This is a genomic window from Haemophilus sp. SZY H36 (assembly GCF_018829625.1).
GTDB classification, from domain to species: domain Bacteria; phylum Pseudomonadota; class Gammaproteobacteria; order Enterobacterales; family Pasteurellaceae; genus Haemophilus; species Haemophilus haemolyticus_K.
Genome location: NZ_JAHKKA010000001.1, coordinates 572,916 through 591,615, shown reverse-complemented (window position 1 = coordinate 591,615; position 18,700 = coordinate 572,916). Strand labels below are relative to the sequence as shown.

The following is an 18,700-nucleotide window of genomic DNA, read 5'->3' as shown; positions in this document are numbered from 1 at the left end:
GAAATTAAGGGTAAATAATATGATTAAACAAAGAACATTAAAACAAAGCATTAAGGTCACTGGTGTAGGCTTGCATAGTGGCAAAAAGGTAACATTAACTTTACGCCCTGCAATGCCAAATACAGGGGTTGTATATTACCGTACAGATTTAAATCCAGCTGTGGCATTTCCTGCTGATCCTAATTCTGTGCGTGATACTATGCTTTGTACTGCCTTAATAAATGAGCAAGGTGTGCGTATTTCAACAGTTGAGCATTTAAATGCTGCACTAGCAGGCCTTAGTATTGATAATATTATTATTGAAGTCGATGCTCCAGAAATTCCTATTATGGATGGGAGTGCAAGCCCATTTATTTATTTATTATTGGATGCGGGTATTGAAGAACAAAACGCAGCGAAGAAATTTATTCGTATTAAAGAATATGTACGTGTAGAAGACGGTGATAAGTGGGCTGAATTTAAGCCTTATAATGGTTTTCGTTTAAATTTCACTATTGATTTTGATCATCCTGCGATTGGTAAAAACGTACGTAATTATGATATGGAATTTTCGGCTCAAGCATTTGTTCATCAAATAAGCCGAGCAAGAACCTTTGGTTTTATGAAAGATATTGAATATCTTCAATCTCAAGGTTTGGCATTAGGCGGTAGCCTTGATAATGCCATCGTATTAGATGATTATCGTATTCTTAACGAGGATGGATTACGTTTCAAAGATGAATTAGTACGCCATAAAATGTTAGATGCGATCGGCGATCTTTACATGGCAGGCTATAACATCATTGGTGATTTCAAAGCTTATAAATCAGGACATGGTTTAAATAATAAATTGCTTCGCGCTGTTTTAGCTAATCAAGAAGCGTGGGAATTTGTTACCTTTGAAGATAAAGCTCAAGTACCGCAAGGGTATGTAGCGCCTGTTCAAGTATTGATTTAATTCTTTTTTTGTTGAAAAAGCTATATTTCTGATAAGAAGTATAGCTTTTTTATTTACTAACGTATTTTAATTGTAAAGCGCAAAAGTGCTGTTAATTTCGGGAAGATTTTATAGGAAAACATTATGGCATTAGAATTATCAGAAATTCGGCAACAAATTACACAAATTGATCGTAGTTTGTTGAAGTTGCTGTCAGAACGTCATCGCTTAGCTTTTGATGTTGTAAGAAGCAAAGAAGTCACTCAAAAGGCTTTACGAGATGTTGAGCGTGAACAAGCACTTTTACAAGAATTGATTCAATTTGCTGAAAATGAGAACTATCAACTTGAGGCTCAATATATCACATCAATTTTTCAAAAAATCATTGAAGATTCAGTATTAACGCAGCAAGTTTACCTACAAAATAAATTAAATGAACAGCGTAGCCAAAATTTGCATATTGCATTTTTAGGGAAACGTGGATCTTATTCTAATCTTGCGGCTAGGAATTATGCGGCACGTTACCAAAAACAATTTATTGAATTAGGCTGTCAATCTTTTGAGCAAGTATTTGAAAAAGTACAAAATGGTGAGGCTGATTTTGGTATCCTTCCTTTAGAAAATACTACTTCGGGTGCGATTAATGAAGTTTATGATTTACTTCAACATACAGAGCTTTCATTGGTGGGAGAGTTGGCTTATCCAATTAAACATTGCCTATTAGTCAATGACATGGCAGATTTAAGCCAAATTGATACCTTATATAGCCATCCTCAAGTTATTCAACAATGTAGCCAATTTATTCACAGTCTTGAGCGTGTTCATATTGAATATTGCGAAAGTAGTTCCCATGCTATGCAATTAGTTTCAAGTTTGAATAAACCTAATATCGCGGCATTGGGTAATGAAGATGGTGGAAAATTATATGGTTTGAATGTCCTGAAAACGAATATTGCTAATCAAGAAAATAATATTACACGTTTTATTGTGGTTGCTAAAACACCTCGAGAGGTTTCTTCTCAGATCCCAACAAAAACCTTACTGTTGATGACGACTTCACAACAGGTGGGATCATTAGTCGATGCCTTATTGGTATTTAAAAAACATCACATTAATATGACAAAATTAGAATCTCGCCCAATCTATGGTAAACCATGGGAAGAAATGTTCTATTTAGAAATTGAGGCGAATATTCATCATCCAGATACGCAACAAGCCTTGGAAGAGCTGAAAAATTATAGTAATTATTTAAAGATTTTAGGGTGCTATCCGAGCGAAATTGTTAAGCCTGTGAAAATATAGGAAAAAGTGCGGTAATAAAATACTATTTTATTACCGCACTTTCGTTATAAATAGATTTTTTATTACATAAAAGGCGAATCATTTGATTCGCCTTTTATACAGTAGTTTTTAATCAACTAATTAGAAGTATACACGGATACCTACGCCAATAGCTTTATCTTTAACTTTGCTATCGTCTACGTATTTACCATCTTTGTCATAAGATTTAGTAACTTGATATTTACCTTCTAAGTAGGTTACTACTTGTTTATGAAGTTTATAGTCAATACCTAGTAAGAAACCGTGTTGTTTATCTTTAGAACTATCTGTGTTTTTAACTTGTTCATATTTATAGTTACCATATACTTTACTTAAGTCAGTAATTTGATATTGGAAACCTGGTGATACAAAGAAACGAGTTTCTTTTTTATCGGTATCTTTAAATTTGGTTTTTGCGTAACCACCATCCACAGAAAGAGTTACATCATTGAACTCATAACCTAAGCTAGCAACAACGCCATCTCTATGTTCTTTAGTTTCTTTATTGCCAGTTTTGTAATTTGTTCTACCAAACACAGTTTTAGCAATTATGCCATCTTTTTCATATAAAGCACCAAATTGGTTTGAGTTTTGAACAGAACCTTCAATTACTTCATTATCATCTTTGCGTTGTTCTGCAAATTGGTAACCAACCCCTAATTGTAAACCTTCAATGCCATAGTAGTCGTAACGAACAACAGATTTTCCTTCTTTTGATACATAATCACCTGGTTCAATTAGACCGTATGTTTTGTCTTCTGCTGTTACTACGTCATCAACAATAGTTACTTGACGGCCAAAAGTTACTTGACCAAATTCTTTGTGGCCTAAACCAACATAAGCACGTTTCGTAGTTAAATTACCAAAACCATCGTTGTCTTTCTTTTTAAGACCTTTTTCATCACCATCAAAACGTACTTCAGTACGCGCTAATGCGTAATAGCCATCACCTAAATCATGACGTGCTTTAATTTCAAAACGAGAACCATCATTTTTCAATCCTGAATGAGTATGACGTTTTAAACTCCCTGATTTATTAATACCTTCTTGGTTAGATTTTTCTAAGTTGATACGTAAAGAACCGTTTAATTCAACTTTAGTACCTTCATTATTATAGATTACTGTTGCATTTGCTGCTGAAGCTGCGAATGCACCAATAATTAATGCTGCAAGTGTTTTTTTCATAATTTGTATTCCTTATGGTTGTTTTACTATCTATGATTGAACTCTTTCCTTATATGGCAGTCCAATCGCCTAAATAGACGTGCAAATCATTGCAAATTCCATTTTTTGTGTCAATCACTCCTATAGGCTTAATTTCCAAAAATCTGATCAGGATCACATTTTTCATCTATTTTTGTTTATTTTGTGTTCAAGTGAATGCTTTCGTAATCGTTTGCTTAAGTAAAGTGGTATAAAAATACATCGAAGCTGTGTATTTATATTGAGGTTTCAAAATATCCTTCATCTTCCAATATTGGGTTTTCAGCCCCTTTTTTGGCTAATTCATCACAGATTTCATTTTCACGATGTCCCGCATGCCCTTTTACCCATTGCCAATTGATTTGATGATGTTGAATGGCTTCGTTCAGCGCTTGCCATAAGTCTTGATTTTTTACAGGTTTGCCTTGACTTGATTTCCAATTATTTTTTTTCCAATTGAAAATCCATTTCGTGATCCCGTTTTTCATATATTGGCTATCACTGTAAAGTGTGATTTGGCAGGGCTCTTTTAAAATATTCAGTGCTTCAATGACAGCACGAAGTTCCATTCGATTATTTGTAGTTTTGAAGTAGCCTTTGGAAATGGTTTTTTCATGTTGCTTATAGCGTAAGACAATGCCAATTCCTCCAGGGCCAGGATTGCCCAAGCAGGATCCGTCAGTAAAAATTTCAATCTGTTTTTGCATAACAAAAGGGTTGTTGTGTAAAATGGCCCTCATTTTAAAGGAAAGAAATAGGTTGAACAAATGGTTAATCCAAATCGCCAAATTGTACTGGATACCGAGACAACGGGGATGAATCAATTAGGGGCGCATTATGAAGGACATTGTATTATTGAAATTGGTGCGGTAGAAATGATTAATCGTCGTTATACTGGTAATAATTTTCACTTTTATATTAAGCCTGATCGTCCTGTTGATCCTGAAGCAATTAAAGTTCATGGCATTACAGATGAAATGTTGGCAGATAAACCCTCATTTAATGAGATTGCACAGCCATTTTTGGATTATATTAAAGGCGCAGAATTATTGATTCATAATGCGCCCTTCGATGTGGGGTTTATGGATTATGAGTTTCGTAAGTTGAATCTTAATGTGAAAACTGATGAAATTTGCTTAGTCACAGATACGCTACAGATGGCGCGTCAAATGTATCCAGGCAAGCGTAATAGCTTAGATGCACTTTGTGACCGTTTGAATATTGATAATAGTAAACGTACGCTACACGGGGCGTTGCTAGATGCTGAAATTTTAGCTGATGTTTATTTGGCAATGACAGGCGGTCAAACCAGTTTGTTTGATGAAAATGATGTGAATGAATCACATTTTATTCGAACCATGTCAGGCAATAAAGATGCAGCTTTACGAAGTGCGGTGAATGTTTCGCATAATTTGAAAGTATTACAACCGAGTGAAGATGAATTATTGGCGCATTTAGAATTTATTAAAATGATTAATAAAAAAAGCGGTGATAATTGTTTATGGGATAAACGTTTAGACAAAGAGGTTATTCACTAATCGTTTAGGATTTAATCATACAATAAAAAAATCATAAAAAAAGATTGACGAGATTTATGTTCATCATTATGATACGCACCACTTAGCGGAGTGGTAGTTCAGCTGGTTAGAATACCTGCCTGTCACGCAGGGGGTCGCGGGTTCGAGTCCCGTCCATTCCGCCAATTTAAAATTAATATCTTATCTCGGAGTGGTAGTTCAGCTGGTTAGAATACCTGCCTGTCACGCAGGGGGTCGCGGGTTCGAGTCCCGTCCATTCCGCCAATTAAGATAAATAAAGATAGCACCTAACGGTGCTTTTTTTGTATGTGAAATTTGCTTCATCCTTGACAAAAATAAAGTAATCTTTTAGGATTTGAAGAACTAGGGAGCTGTTACTCCCTAGTATGTCGTGTTATTAGTAAGTCGGTAAACTCACTAATAATAGTAGTACGACAAGGATAATGAGTTTAATCATTTTCTTATCCTCTTCAAACGTTGCGAAAAAGCGCAACACTCGCTTTCAAGGTGATGACTTGAAAGCGAGATTATTATAACGTTAGGTTATAGATAAATAAACAGTGTTTAGAAAGCCATAGGATTGTATCCTGTGGCTTTTTATTTTCTTTATGAAATCATTTTTTACCAATCCTTTAACTTCCGATATAATAGCCGCCATTTTTGACAAAATAAGAGATTTTTTATGGCAACTCCAGTTGTGGCCCTTGTCGGTCGCCCGAATGTGGGAAAATCCACATTATTTAATCGCCTTACTCGTACAAGAGATGCGTTAGTCGCTGATTTTCCTGGTTTAACTCGTGATAGAAAATACGGCCATGCTCATATTGCTGGTTATGAGTTTATTGTTATTGATACTGGCGGTATTGATGGAACTGAAGAGGGCGTTGAAGAAAAAATGGCGGAGCAATCTTTGCTTGCTATTGATGAAGCCGATATTGTTCTTTTCCTTGTGGATGCGCGAGCTGGTTTAACGGCAGCCGATATTGGTATTGCCAATTACTTACGTCAACGTCAAAATAAAACGACGATTGTGGTGGCAAATAAAACCGATGGTATCGATGCGGATTCTCATTGTGCTGAATTTTATCAGTTAGGTTTAGGGGAAATTGAGCAAATTGCTGCCTCACAAGGCCGTGGTGTCACTCAGTTAATGGAACAAGTACTTGCGCCTTTTGCGGAGCAAATGGAAAACTCCGATGAAAATGACCGCACTTCTGAGGAAGAACAAGACGAATGGGAACAAGAATTCGATTTTGATTCAGAAGAAGATACGGCATTGCTTGATGAGGCTTTAGAGGAATCGGAAGAAGAGCAAGATAAAAATATTAAGATTGCCATTGTTGGTCGTCCAAATGTGGGTAAATCCACTTTAACCAATCGTATTTTAGGTGAAGATCGTGTGGTGGTTTACGATATGCCAGGCACGACACGCGATAGTATTTATATTCCAATGGAGCGTGATGGGCAGCAATATACGTTGATTGATACGGCTGGTGTGCGTAAGCGTGGTAAGGTACATTTGGCAGTGGAAAAATTCTCCGTGATTAAAACCTTGCAAGCGATTCAAGATGCTAATGTTGTGTTATTGACTATTGACGCGAGAGAGAACATTTCTGATCAGGATTTATCTTTGCTCGGCTTTATTTTAAATGCAGGTCGTTCCCTAGTGATCGTTGTGAATAAATGGGATGGTTTAGATCAAGATGTGAAAGACCGCGTTAAATCTGAACTTGATCGTCGTTTAGATTTTATTGATTTTGCTCGCGTGCATTTTATTTCTGCATTGCACGGCAGTGGTGTGGGTAATCTTTTTGATTCGATTAAAGAAGCCTATGCTTGTGCGACTCAAAAAATGACGACTTCGCTTTTAACTCGTATTTTGCAAATGGCAACCGATGAGCACCAACCACCGATGATTGGCGGTCGTCGAATTAAATTAAAATATGCCCATCCGGGTGGTTACAATCCGCCGATTATAGTGGTTCACGGTAACCAAATGGATAAATTACCAGATTCTTATAAACGTTATTTATCTAATTATTATCGTAAGAGTTTGAAAATTATTGGCTCACCGATTCGTCTTCTTTTCCAAGAAGGTTCGAATCCATTTGCGGGGCGTAAAAATAAACTTACTCCAAACCAATTGCGTAAGCGTAAACGTTTGATGAAGTTTATTAAGAAAGCGAAACGTTAAAAACAAGTGCGGTCAAAATTCATTATAAATTTTGACCGCACTTGTTTGATGAGCATTATTCTTCTAAAACCACTTTGCCAATATAGCCTAAATTACGGTGACGTTGAGCATAATCGATACCATATCCCACCACAAATTCATCTGGAATTTCAAAACCTATCCATTCTACCGGCACTTCAACCTCGCGACGAGAGGGTTTATCAAGCAAGGTACAGATAGCAAGGCTTGCAGGATCACGTAAATTCAAAATATCACGTACTTTTTCAAGTGTGTAACCCGTGTCAATAATATCTTCTACGATTAATACGTGTTTACCTTTAATATCGCCATCAAGATCTTTTGTGATACGCACATCATGATTTGTTGTCATCCCTGTTCCATAACTGGAAGTAGTCATAAACTCAATTTCTACAGGTAAATGAATGTGGCGTACAATATCAGCCATAAACATAAATGAGCCACGTAAAAGTCCGATAACAACAAGGTTATTGACTTGTTTTTCTTGATAATGTTTTGTTATTTTGGCCCCAAGCTCTGCAATACGAGAGTGAACGTCGCTTTCTGCAATTAAAACATCAACATGGTGTTTTTTCATAAAATGTCCTTGTAAATTTAAAAGGAATGTAATCGTTTGCTATTCTACAAAAAAATTGATCGTTATGCCATGTGTATCAGAATTTCTCGCTGAGTGTTATTCTATATTTCAATATAAATAACTTGAATTCTTTTAAGATAGATTTAGAGATGGAAGATGAAATATAAAAAAGGCTGAAGATTAATCTTCAGCCTTTTGAACCCTAACGAATTTACTTTCTACTCTACCTGTTGGAGCAACCTGCAATCGCTTAACAGATGGTGGGTATCTTATCAGAATTTTAACTTCTGTCAATAAGAATAATTATCAATATTAAATATTTTTTAGTTTCCAGAAATTTTCAGTTTTTCTAATAAAATTGAGCCAGTTTGTATGTTTGAACGATGTTCTATATCATCTGATACGGCAACAATGTTTTTCAACATATCTTGTAATTGACCTGCAATTGTAATTTCAGCGACAGGGTATTGAATTTCACCGTTTTCAACCCAGAATCCTGATGCACCTCGAGAATAATCACCTGTCACAAGGTTTACTCCTTGTCCCATAACATCCGTTACTAATAGACCTCTATCCATTTTACGTAAGAGTGCGGTTAATCCTCCCGTTAAATTTGGTTGAATAAGCCAATTGTGAATCCCGCCTGCATGACCTGTGCTTGGCATTCCGAGTTTTTTTCCACTGTAACTGGTCAATAAATAGGTTTGTAATATACCATTCTCAACAATTTCACGATTTTGTGTGCGGACTCCTTCACTATCAAAAGGCGTTGAAGCCAGTGCACGTAATAAATGGGGGCGTTCGCTGATATTAAACCATTCAGGTAAGACGGATGTTCCTAGTCGATCAAGTAAAAAACTTGATTTTCGGTATAAACTACCGCCACTTATTGATGCCGCTAAATGCGAAATAATACTAGTTGCAACATCATTTAAAAAAATGACGGGTACTTCACATGTATTAATCTTTTGTGGATTTAGGCGTGAAACTACTTTTCTCGCACAAGTTTCACCGACCCAGGTCGGTGATTGAAGTCGATCAAACTCACGGGAAATTGTATATTCGTAGTCATTTTCTAATGCACCTTCTACGCCCCCAATGACTGAGCAAGATAATGAATAGCGACTGGATAAATAGCTTTGTAACATACCGTAGGTATTACCATATACTTTTACACCCGTGTGAGAATTAAAGCTTGCACCATTGCTATTTACGATTCGTTTATCTGCTTCAAGAGCAGATTTTTCTGTACGGAGAGCAAGTTCTGTTGCTTTTTCTACATCAATATTAGCAGGATGGTAAAGTGCTAAGTCGGGCGCATCAAAGGCCATTAATTGCTCATCAGCAAGTCCTGTACAATCATCGGGGGATGTATATTTTGCGATAGAAAGTGCCGCTTCTACAGTATTTTTAATGGCATTTTCACTTAAATCAGAGGTAGAAGCATTACCTTTTTGTTGTCCTAAATAAACGGAAATACCTAGTGCGCCATCATTAGTAAATTCCACATTTTCAATATCTTGCAATCGTGTTGAAACAGATAAGCCGCTTACTTTGGTTACAGCCACCTCTGCACTGGCTCCTGCTTTTTGGGCTAATTCAACTGCAAAACTAACAGCGTGACGTAATTCTTGCTCCTGCGCTTTTAAAAGCGCGGTTTGATTTTCGGGTGCTTTCATTGTTTTTTCCTGTTAAAAATTTGCAACATTTTATCTTATTTTCAAAGTTTATGGTAAAATGCCCCCAATTTTTATAAAGGACAAAAAATGGCGAAACGTAAGAAAAAAGAAGCTTTTGATTGGGAAGATGAGGCGCAAGAAGAAATTATTTGGGTAAGTAAAAGTGAAATTAAGCGAGATGCGGAAGATTTAAAGCAACTTGGCGAAAAAATTGTGAATTTAACCAAAGCAAATTTAGCTAAAATTCCCCTTGATGAATCTTTGCTTGATGCCATTGAGCTTGCCCAGCGTTTACAAAAAGAGGCTCGCCGTCGTCAATTACAATATATTGGAAAATTATTTCGTGGTATTGATGTTGCCCCAATTCGTGAAGCGTTAGATAAAATCGAAAATAAGCATAATCAGCAGCAAGCGATGTTACATAAAATTGAAAAAATTCGTGATGAGTTGATCGAAAATGGTGATATAGCATTGACGAATTTATTAAATAATTATCCAGAAGCTGATCGCCAGAAATTACGTAATTTGATTCGTTCTGCACAGAAAGAGCGGGAACAAAATAAACCTTCAAAAGCATATAGAGATATTTATCAAATGCTGAAATCATTGATGCTGGAAGATTAGCTTTGTGAGCACTTAAGCAAGTGCTATCAATGTTTTTAACCGCACTTATCCGGATAATAAAGTAGAAAAAATGAATATTCGTTGGAATGTAATTTTAAGTATTATTGCTTTTTGTTTACTAGGTTGGTTTTATTCACTGAATCGGGATGCACCAGATTTATCAAATTTGGTGAAAAAGCCAGATAGCCCCGATTATATTGGCAATAAAATGGAAACAACAGTGTTTTCACCAGAAGGGAAAAAACAATATGTTTCTCTTGCGGATAATGTGAAACATTATACTGTAGATGGACATACTGATTTTGAGATGCCATTAGTCTATTTATTCGATGTTAATTCATCTAATACCAGTCAAGCAAAGGATGTTGCTCATGCTTTGGCATCACAGAGTTGGAAATTGAGTGCTAAAAAAGCCAAGCTCACAAAAGATGAAATGCTGTATTTAGAGGGAGATGTTGTGGCGGAAAGTTTGGAACCAACTTCTCATTTGCAGCGTGTAGAAACTCAGATGGCAATTGTCAATTTGAAAACACAGGATATGACATCAGACTCAATGGTCAAGATTAATGGACAAAATTTTAGTTCAACAGGATTAAAAATGGTTGGCAATTTACGTCAACAAGTTGCTACTTTAAAAGAACAGGTGAAAACATATTATGAAGTTCGTAAATAATAAAATATTTTTACTCACAACGTTAATGATGACATCCATATCGGCTTTTGCGCTTAAAGATGATACAAATCAACCGATTAATATCGTTTCGGATAATCAAGCGTTGGATATGGAAAAGAGTGTAGTGACTTTTACGGATAATGTTGTGATAACTCAAGGGTCGATTTTAATTAAAGCAAGCAAGGTTGTGATTACACGTCCACTAGAAAACTCAGGTAAAAAAGAAACTGTTGATGCTTTTGGTAGCCCTGTTACATTTCATCAATTACTTGACGATGGGAAACCGGTTGATGGGAAGGCTAATAAGGTGCACTATGATCTTGGTACGGAGTTTTTAACATTGACAGGTAATGCTGAGTTGAAACAATTAGATAGCAAAATTAATGGTGAACTTATCACTTATGATGTGAAGAAACAGCAACTTAGAGCCAATGGCGGTGCGAAATCACGAGTGACTACGGTGTTAATTCCGTCTCAATTACAAAAAGCGAAAGGGAAGTAATCATGTCAGTTTTGATTGCTGAGAATTTAGCGAAAAGCTATAAAAGCCGTAAAGTGGTATCTGATGTTAGTCTTCAAGTTAATTCAAATGAAATTGTGGGATTACTTGGGCCGAATGGAGCAGGAAAAACGACGACTTTTTACATGGTGGTGGGACTCGTTCGCCAAGATCAAGGTAAGATTGTGATTGATGGTGAGGATATTAGTTTACTTCCAATGCATAATCGCGCCCAGCGAGGTATTGGGTATTTACCCCAAGAGGCATCTATTTTTCGCCGTTTAACCGTCTATGAAAATTTGATGGCTGTTTTAGAAATTCGTAAAGATTTAACCGCTGAGCAACGCCGTGAAAGAGCGGATGAATTAATCGAAGAATTTAATATTAGTCATATTAGAGATAGTCTCGGCCAATCTTTATCTGGTGGGGAACGTCGTCGTGTAGAAATTGCTCGAGCATTAGCCGCTAATCCTAAATTTATTTTATTAGATGAACCTTTTGCTGGTGTTGACCCTATTTCAGTATCTGATATTAAGAAAATTATTACTGATTTACGTAATCGCGGATTAGGTGTGCTAATTACTGATCATAATGTGCGTGAAACTTTAGATGTGTGTGAGCGTGCTTATATTGTTGGAGAAGGTAAAATTATTGCGACAGGTACGCCTGAGGCTGTTATGAATGATGAGCATGTTAAACGTGTTTATCTTGGTGATCAGTTTAAGTTATAAAGATGAACATTACCGAGTTATTAAGCCCTGAGAATATTCGTCAGGGGGTAAGTTTTTCCAGTAAAAAACGATTATTTGAATCTATTGCGCATTTTGTCATTGAGCAAGTTAATGATGAGAAAGGTGAACAAGTTTGTTTGGAATGTCTTTTTGAACGGGAAAAATTAGGTAATTCAGGTTTAGGAAATGGTATCGCCATGCCTAAAGCTAAAATTCCTGTAACATTATCAGACAAAGCAATAGCTGTATTTATGCAATTAGATACACCGATTGATTACGATTCATCAGATGGTAAATTTGTTGATCTTGTATTTGCGGTATTGGTACCTGAAAATCAGTGCGCAACCTATATGCCAATTTTATCTTTCTTAACTGAAAGACTAACGGATAAAAACCTTTTGAAGCAGTTACGTTCAGCAAAAAGTGCTGAGGAAATTTGGCAGGTTTTTGAAATTTCAGATAGCTCAGAAAATATCTCTTTTGAGAATAATGAATAAGAAATAAAGAGTGGGAGGGCATATGGATATTATCATTATTAGCGGACGTTCTGGTGCGGGAAAGTCTGTGGCACTACGCGCTTTGGAGGATATGGGCTATTATTGTGTGGATAATATCCCTTTTGATTTACTACCTCAATTAACTCAGATTCTTTCTCAGTCACAATCTTCAGTAGCGATTAGTCTAGATATTCGTAATATTCCAAATTCTGCGACGACGTTAGAGCAAACACTTTCAACATTACAAAATCATCATCAGGTTAAGATTATTTTCTTAGAGGCGGATCGCAGTACGTTGATTCGTCGATATAGTGATTCTCGGCGTTTACACCCACTTTCTGTTCAAGATCTGTCCCTTGAAGTTGCGATTGATGCAGAATATCAATATTTAGAGCCACTAATCCAACATGCTAATTTCATTCTTGATACGACACGTCTTTCAACACATACGCTTGCAGAAAAATTACGAGAGTTTATTTGTGGGTATGGCGAAAAAGAGCTTAAAATTATTATAGAATCTTTTGGGTTTAAATATGGTATTCCGCTTGATGCAGATTATGTTTTTGATGTGCGATTCTTACCCAATCCACATTGGGATCCGGCACTTCGCCCAATGACAGGATTAGATGCGCCTGTGGCGGCATTTTTAAATAGTCATACAGAAGTGAATGAATTTATTTATCTTACACGAAATTATATAGAGACATGGTTGCCGCTTTTAGAAAAAAATAATAGAAGTTACTTAACTATTGCTATTGGATGTACTGGTGGGAAACATCGCTCTGTTTATATAGCACAACAACTTGGAGAATATTTTCAGGCAAAAGGAAAAATAGTGCAGATTCAGCATAAATCTTTAGAGCGAAATAAAAAGACTCAATAATGGTATATCGGTAATATTATAGTTTAAATCGATGAATAATTTGATTTGCTGAACCCCGCCAAACTAAACTTGGGTCAGCCTGTTCTTGAATGAATTTCCCATCAATTAACACATCAATATAAGGCAACATAGCACGTTGTTGTTCGTCTAGTTCATCCAGCTTATAACCCGTCCAAACCCAAATGTCTTTATCGGGACATTCTCGTTTTACGCGTTGCACAAATGGCAATAATGTTTCTACGTTGAGGGGATGAAGTGGATCGCCACCTGAAAGCGTCAACCCTTGGCGTTTAATGCGAGTGTCTTTTAAATCATTAATAATTTGTTGTTCCATCGCTTCATCAAATAATACACCTGCTGAAAATGACCAGCTTTTTTGATTGTAGCAACCTTTACAACCATGGGTACAGCCACTGACAAATAAAGTACAACGTGTACCTTCGCCATTAATGACATCAGTGGGATAGTATTGAAGATAGTTCATATTATTAAACTCCTGGAATATGGTGTAAATTCTCAGCAAATTAACCGCACTTTTGTAATTAAAGAGAATTAATCTTTGCAATAATATAGTAATTCTTGCATAATAGCCCGCAATCGTTCTGCGATATCAATGGAAACCTTCTCGGTCTCTCGCAACGGTGTCTGGTTTACTCGGTCAGGTCCGGAAGGAAGCAGCCAAAGTCGGAATTACTGTGTGCCGAGAAGAAGCTGGGAAGGTTTCCGCCCAGCTTCCTTTTCTTATACCCGCTCAATCAATCTTTTAAAGAAACCATTTTCCTTTGTGATTAAGCTATTGTAATCGCCTTCTTCGATTAATCTTCCGTTATCAATTACACAAATTTTATCGAATTGTTCAATTGAACTTAGACGGTGAGTGACCATAATTAGGGTTTTATTTTCGGCATGTTGTAGAATTAAACGTAAAATTTGACGTTCAGTTTCGCGATCTAAACCTTCTGTTGGTTCATCCAATAATAAAATTGGCGCATTATTAAGTAAAATGCGGGCTAAACCTAAACGGCGTTGTTCCCCACCGGAAAGTGGACGGCCGCCATCCCCAAGCCAAAGATTTAAACCTTTTTCTTCTTGCTCAAGTAATTTGCTTAAACCAACTTGATGTAGCACTTCAATCATTTTTTCATCAGAAATTTTGTCCGCACTTGCAAATTGTAAATTTTGACGAAGCGTATCGCTAAATACATGAACACGTTGAGTTAAAAAACAAATTTGGCTGCGTAATGTCTCTTCTGAATAGGTGGAAATTGGTTTTTCTGCCAATAAAAGCTCACCTTGATTCGCATCATAATTGCGTACTAAAAGTTGAAGGAGTGAAGATTTCCCACTTCCAGTTTTGCCTAAAATAGCAATTTTTTTGCCTTGTTCTAAATCTAATGTAAGATTTTTTAATACAAGCGTTTCTTGCCCTGGATAGGAAAAACTTAAATCCTTCGCAGAAATCAACCGCACTTTTGTTTCAAATTCCTCGTTACCATTAAACTCAACAAGCGGTTTTTGCTCAATGATTTCGGTCACACGTTCTGCTGCAGCAATCACTTGACCTATATGTAAAAATGCGGCACCCAATGGCATGATGATCTCAAAGGCTGCAAGTGCAGCAAAAGTGAAAAGTGCAATATAAGCCGTGCGATATTCATCTGTGCCAAAATCGGCGTTACTTGCAAACCATAGCATTCCAGAAATCAACAAACCATTTAGAAACAGAACAAGTGCAGTAGAAAATCCGCTTAATTTTGCTTCTTTGGCTTGATCTTCCTGCCATGTTTTTTCTGTGACTGACATTTTCTCTTTTAATTTATCTTCTGCATTAAATAATAAAAGCTCGGCTTGTGCTTGGATAAATTCTAAAAACTGGGTTCGATAGGTCGCGCGTGCTTGGATTAAGCGTTCACCAAATTGCTGTCCTAGTCGATAGAAAACAGTTGGGATAATTATTAATAAAATTAACAAAAATAAGCCTAAACCAAGTGCGAGTGTAATATTGACAAAGCTGAGTCCAATCGTCATGGCAATGATTACAAATGCAGCAGTGAAAAATGGTGCAAGTAAACGTAAATAGAGGCTATCAAGTGTATCCACATCGGACACTAAACGATTTAACAAATCGCTGTTGCGATAACGATTTAATACTGCTGGGCTTAAAGGAATGATTTTTTCAAATACTTGTACGCGTAATTTTGACAAAATGCGGAATGTTGCATCATGTGTTACTATTTTTTCAAAATAGCGCATGACGGTTCGTCCGATAGCTAAACCTCGCACACTGGCTGAAGGGTAGAAAAAGTTAAATAGCGTTCCTAGTCCTGCAATGGCTGTAGCGGCTAAAAACCAGCCTGAAACGGTAAGCAAGCCCATGCTGGATCCCAATCCTAAAATCATCAGCACCAAGCCTAAAATAAGAGGAAATTTGGCGAATTTAAATAAACGTATAAACGGAAGTAATGTGCGCATTATTGGATATCCTGTTTTCGTTGTGCAAGAAGTTCTCCAAAGAAACCTTCATTTTGTAATTCAGTAAAAATCCCCTGTTGGACAATTTCGCCCTGCTGCATGACAAAAATTTGATCACATTGTTTTAAATCTTCAATGCGGTGTGTAATCATTAATGTTGTTTGGTAGCAACTCATTTCATTTAATGCTTGAAGGACGAGATTTTCAGATTGGGCATCGAGACTGGCTGTTGGCTCATCAAGTAATAGTAGGCTACCCTTGCGTAATAATGCACGTGCAATAGCAAGACGTTGGGCTTGCCCAACAGAGATGCCTAATCCTCCATCTTTAATTTCATAATCTAAACCGAGTTTATCTGTAAATTCGGTGGCTTGGGCTTGGCTTAAAGCGTGGTGAATTTTCTCATCGCTTGTTTGAATATCACCAAGAAGAAGATTTTCTTTAATTGTAGCTTGTAAGAGTAATGGATTTTGTCCTACCCAAGCAATATGTTTGCGCCAGTCAGATAGATTGCTTTCGCGAAGTTCTTGTCCATTAATTTTGAGAGACCCCTCATAAGGTAAAAAGCCTAAAATTACATTCATTAATGAGGTTTTCCCTGCACCACTTTGTCCTACAAGCGCAACATTGTGATTTGCTGGAATTTGGAAATTTAACGGCTTGGTTAATGCTGAACCCTGTGTCGAAAGTACTACTAAATTTTCGGCAGAAATTTTAACCGCACTTTCCAAAGAAATTGTTTTTTCATTTTGATGAACGGTTAAATAATCGGATTCTAAGAAATCAACAATGGCTTCTGCTGCACCAATACCCGCTGCGCGGTCGTGGTAATAAGCGCCCAGATCGCGTAAGGGTTGATAAAATTCAGGTGCAAGAATTAAACAAAAGAAACCGGTGAAAAGTGTAAGCGGTGCATTATAGGTACCAAATTCAATTTGACCTAAGTAGCTAAAACCAAAATAGACCGCCATGAGGGCAATGGAAATAGAGGTAAAAAATTCTAATACAGCAGAAGAGAGAAAAGCGAGTTTTAGCACATCCATTGTGGTTTCACGGAAATCTTCAGTGGCATTTTCAATATGCGCTGTTTGTTCAGAAGTGCGGTTAAAAAGACGCAAGGTTTCCAAGCCGCGTAAGCGATCTAAAAATTGGGCACTTAGGCGAGAAAGGGTATCCATATTTTTTTGGCTGTTGTCAGCCGCAGCAATACCGACAATGATCATAAACAGAGGAACAAGCGGTGCGGTAATCATTAAGATTAAGCCTGCAGCCCAGTTCAACGGAAATACAGCAATTAAAATAACGACTGGAACAATGGCTGAAAGACTTTGTTGTGGCAGAAAACGGGCATAGAAATTATGTAAATTTTCAACTTGTTCCAACATAATGCTTGCCCAACTTCCAGCTGGTTTTTGATTGATTGTTGCGGGGCCGACAAGATGGATTTTATCCAGAATTTTTTGACGAATATGGTTGCGCAATAATTGTCCGCTTCGGAAACCAATTTTTTCTCTTGCCCATAAAATAATAGCACGCATCCCGAAGCCGATAATTAGCCAGAGAAAATAAGGAATGAGTTCATCACGAGGCACATTTTGCATAATCAGTTTATCGAGCAAAGTTGCAAGAAAATAAGTTTGCGCGACTAAAATTAGTGCAGAAAGCGTAGCTAGGACAATGTTTGCGCGCATTAATTTTTTGATAGGTTCTTGTTGTGCGCGAAGCCATTTTTGTAAATATTTTTGGCGAAGTTTGTTCATAGTTTTATCGTGATATAGAAAAAGTTCCCCTCTTTTAAAAAGAGGGGAATTAGTTAGAGAATTTATGCTTCTTGAGCATCTAAATAGCGTTCTGCATCCAATGCTGCCATACAACCAGTTCCCGCAGAGGTAATGGCTTGGCGATAATTGTGATCCATTACATCGCCTGCTGCGAATACGCCTTCCACAGAGGTGGCTGTTGCATTTCCTTCAAGACCAGATTTTACAACGATATAGCCATTATTTAATTCTAGTTGCCCTTGGAAAATTTCCGTATTTGGCGAGTGACCAATCGCTACGAATAAGCCATCTAATTTGAGTTCTTCTTTCTCCCCAGTTTTTGTGTTGGCTAAACGTAATCCGGTTACGCCCATGTTGTCACCCAACACTTCATCTAAAGTGCGGTCAGTATGCAGAACTATTTTTCCTTCTTCTACTTTTTTGTATAAACGCTCGATAAGAATTTTTTCCGCACGGAAGCTATCGCGACGGTGGATTAAATGCACTGTACTTGCAATATTGGCTAAGTAAAGCGCTTCTTCTACCGCAGTATTTCCACCACCAATGACACCAACCGGCTTATTACGATAAAAGAAACCATCACAGGTTGCACAAGCAGAAACCCCACGACCTTTGTAGTTTTCTTCTGAAGGTAAGCCAATATAGCGTGCAGAGGCGCCTGTTGCGATAATTAACGCATCACAAGTGAAATTTTGTACATCGCCAAAAAGTTTGAATGGACGAGAAGATAAATCTACGCGATTGATATGATCGAAGACGATTTCTGTCTCAAATTTTTCTGCATGTTGCAACATACGTTGCATTAAACCTGAACCGGTAGTCATCTCAAAATCACCCGGCCAGTTTTCGATTTCATCTGTGGTAGTAAGTTGGCCGCCTTGTTGCAAACCCGTCACCAATACTGGTTTTAAGTTTGCACGTGCCGCATAAATGGCAGCTGTATAACCAGCAGGACCTGAGCCTAAAATTAAAAGTTTTGCGTGTTTGATATTTGACATAAAGAATCCTTGTTTTTCGTAAAGAGAGAATTAATTAAATTCAAGCCTATTCTAATGATTGCTATGTATGAAATTGTTCCATACACCTTATCAATTA

19 protein-coding genes, 2 tRNA genes and 1 other RNA gene are annotated in these 18,700 nt (G+C 37.1%); 13 read left to right on the top strand and 9 right to left on the bottom strand.

Translation table 11 applies throughout. The annotated features are described in order from the left end of the window. Positions 1-19: 19 nt before the first annotated feature. Positions 20-937, top strand: a complete 918-nt coding sequence (gene lpxC / locus KP713_RS02625; protein ID WP_215769772.1) for a UDP-3-O-acyl-N-acetylglucosamine deacetylase — start codon at positions 20-22, stop codon at positions 935-937. 123 nt (positions 938-1,060) lie between these two features. Next, the gene (locus KP713_RS02620) at positions 1,061-2,218 is read left to right on the top strand and encodes a chorismate mutase (protein WP_215769771.1); all 1,158 of its coding nucleotides are present in this window, start codon (positions 1,061-1,063) and stop codon (positions 2,216-2,218) included. 120 nt (positions 2,219-2,338) lie between these two features. Here KP713_RS02620 and KP713_RS02615 read toward each other — a convergent pair whose 3' ends face one another. Both KP713_RS02615 and rnhA read right to left on the bottom strand, forming a co-directional pair. After that, positions 2,339-3,421: a porin gene (locus tag KP713_RS02615; RefSeq protein ID WP_215769770.1), complete on the bottom strand. Its 1,083-nt coding sequence runs from the start codon at positions 3,419-3,421 to the stop codon at positions 2,339-2,341. Positions 3,422-3,675: 254 nt separating this feature from the next. Then, complete coding sequence (gene rnhA / locus KP713_RS02610; protein WP_048954113.1) at positions 3,676-4,146, bottom strand: ribonuclease HI; 471 nt, start codon at positions 4,144-4,146, stop codon at positions 3,676-3,678. A gap of 60 nt (positions 4,147-4,206) precedes the next feature. On the opposite strand from rnhA, the gene dnaQ reads away from it, so the two are divergent. From dnaQ to KP713_RS02595, 3 genes are all read left to right on the top strand, one after another. Further along, positions 4,207-4,977, top strand: coding sequence for a DNA polymerase III subunit epsilon (gene dnaQ, locus KP713_RS02605; protein ID WP_140449525.1), 771 nt, complete (start codon positions 4,207-4,209; stop codon positions 4,975-4,977). An 87-nt stretch (positions 4,978-5,064) separates the two neighbouring features. Then, positions 5,065-5,141: transfer RNA gene (locus KP713_RS02600), tRNA-Asp, on the top strand. Between the two features lie 23 nt (positions 5,142-5,164). Then, positions 5,165-5,241: transfer RNA gene (locus tag KP713_RS02595), tRNA-Asp, on the top strand. 133 nt (positions 5,242-5,374) lie between these two features. On the opposite strand, the gene KP713_RS09090 is transcribed toward KP713_RS02595, so the two are convergent. Continuing rightward, positions 5,375-5,434, bottom strand: coding sequence for a hypothetical protein (locus KP713_RS09090; protein ID WP_371316042.1), 60 nt, complete (start codon positions 5,432-5,434; stop codon positions 5,375-5,377). Between the two features lie 225 nt (positions 5,435-5,659). Between KP713_RS09090 and der the strand changes: the two genes are divergently transcribed. Beyond that, on the top strand, positions 5,660-7,171 hold the full coding sequence (gene der / locus KP713_RS02590) for a ribosome biogenesis GTPase Der (protein ID WP_005630139.1): 1,512 nt from the start codon (positions 5,660-5,662) through the stop codon (positions 7,169-7,171). 55 nt (positions 7,172-7,226) lie between these two features. Here der and hpt read toward each other — a convergent pair whose 3' ends face one another. Both hpt and pmbA read right to left on the bottom strand, forming a co-directional pair. Further along, on the bottom strand, positions 7,227-7,766 hold the full coding sequence (gene hpt, locus KP713_RS02585; protein WP_215769769.1) for a hypoxanthine phosphoribosyltransferase: 540 nt from the start codon (positions 7,764-7,766) through the stop codon (positions 7,227-7,229). Positions 7,767-8,089: 323 nt separating this feature from the next. After that, positions 8,090-9,445, bottom strand: coding sequence for a metalloprotease PmbA (pmbA, locus tag KP713_RS02580; protein ID WP_215769768.1), 1,356 nt, complete (start codon positions 9,443-9,445; stop codon positions 8,090-8,092). 87 nt (positions 9,446-9,532) lie between these two features. Between pmbA and yjgA the strand changes: the two genes are divergently transcribed. From yjgA to rapZ, 6 genes are all read left to right on the top strand, one after another. Next, a complete protein-coding gene (gene yjgA, locus KP713_RS02575) occupies positions 9,533-10,069 on the top strand; it encodes a ribosome biogenesis factor YjgA (protein WP_048954109.1) in 537 nt (178 codons plus the stop codon). 70 nt (positions 10,070-10,139) lie between these two features. Next, positions 10,140-10,742, top strand: a complete 603-nt coding sequence (gene lptC, locus KP713_RS02570) for an LPS export ABC transporter periplasmic protein LptC (protein WP_215769767.1) — start codon at positions 10,140-10,142, stop codon at positions 10,740-10,742. Further along, positions 10,726-11,244, top strand: coding sequence for a lipopolysaccharide transport periplasmic protein LptA (gene lptA / locus KP713_RS02565; protein WP_215769766.1), 519 nt, complete (start codon positions 10,726-10,728; stop codon positions 11,242-11,244). The genes lptC and lptA overlap by 17 nt, the downstream gene beginning before the upstream one ends. A 2-nt stretch (positions 11,245-11,246) precedes the next feature. After that, the gene (lptB, locus tag KP713_RS02560; protein WP_106013390.1) at positions 11,247-11,972 is read left to right on the top strand and encodes an LPS export ABC transporter ATP-binding protein; all 726 of its coding nucleotides are present in this window, start codon (positions 11,247-11,249) and stop codon (positions 11,970-11,972) included. 2 nt (positions 11,973-11,974) lie between these two features. Further along, positions 11,975-12,469 (top strand): PTS IIA-like nitrogen regulatory protein PtsN, encoded by a 495-nt coding sequence (gene ptsN, locus KP713_RS02555; RefSeq protein WP_140520438.1) that lies wholly within the window; start codon positions 11,975-11,977, stop codon positions 12,467-12,469. A 22-nt stretch (positions 12,470-12,491) separates the two neighbouring features. Then, positions 12,492-13,352, top strand: coding sequence for an RNase adapter RapZ (gene rapZ / locus KP713_RS02550; RefSeq protein WP_215769765.1), 861 nt, complete (start codon positions 12,492-12,494; stop codon positions 13,350-13,352). A 16-nt stretch (positions 13,353-13,368) separates the two neighbouring features. Here the strand turns inward: rapZ and nrdG are convergent, their stop codons facing one another. Beyond that, the gene (nrdG, locus tag KP713_RS02545) at positions 13,369-13,836 is read right to left on the bottom strand and encodes an anaerobic ribonucleoside-triphosphate reductase-activating protein (protein ID WP_106013389.1); all 468 of its coding nucleotides are present in this window, start codon (positions 13,834-13,836) and stop codon (positions 13,369-13,371) included. Positions 13,837-13,974: 138 nt separating this feature from the next. Here nrdG and ffs point away from each other — a divergent pair. Next, positions 13,975-14,073, top strand: an RNA gene (ffs, locus tag KP713_RS02540) — signal recognition particle sRNA small type. A gap of 20 nt (positions 14,074-14,093) precedes the next feature. Here ffs and cydC read toward each other — a convergent pair. The 3 genes from cydC to trxB form a co-directional block, all read right to left on the bottom strand. Further along, complete coding sequence (gene cydC / locus KP713_RS02535) at positions 14,094-15,824, bottom strand: heme ABC transporter ATP-binding protein/permease CydC (RefSeq protein WP_215769764.1); 1,731 nt, start codon at positions 15,822-15,824, stop codon at positions 14,094-14,096. Further along, positions 15,824-17,584 (bottom strand): heme ABC transporter permease/ATP-binding protein CydD, encoded by a 1,761-nt coding sequence (gene cydD, locus KP713_RS02530; protein WP_215769763.1) that lies wholly within the window; start codon positions 17,582-17,584, stop codon positions 15,824-15,826. The genes cydC and cydD overlap by 1 nt, the downstream gene beginning before the upstream one ends. A gap of 62 nt (positions 17,585-17,646) precedes the next feature. Then, positions 17,647-18,603, bottom strand: coding sequence for a thioredoxin-disulfide reductase (gene trxB / locus KP713_RS02525; protein ID WP_215769762.1), 957 nt, complete (start codon positions 18,601-18,603; stop codon positions 17,647-17,649). Between the last annotated feature and the right edge of the window lie 97 nt (positions 18,604-18,700).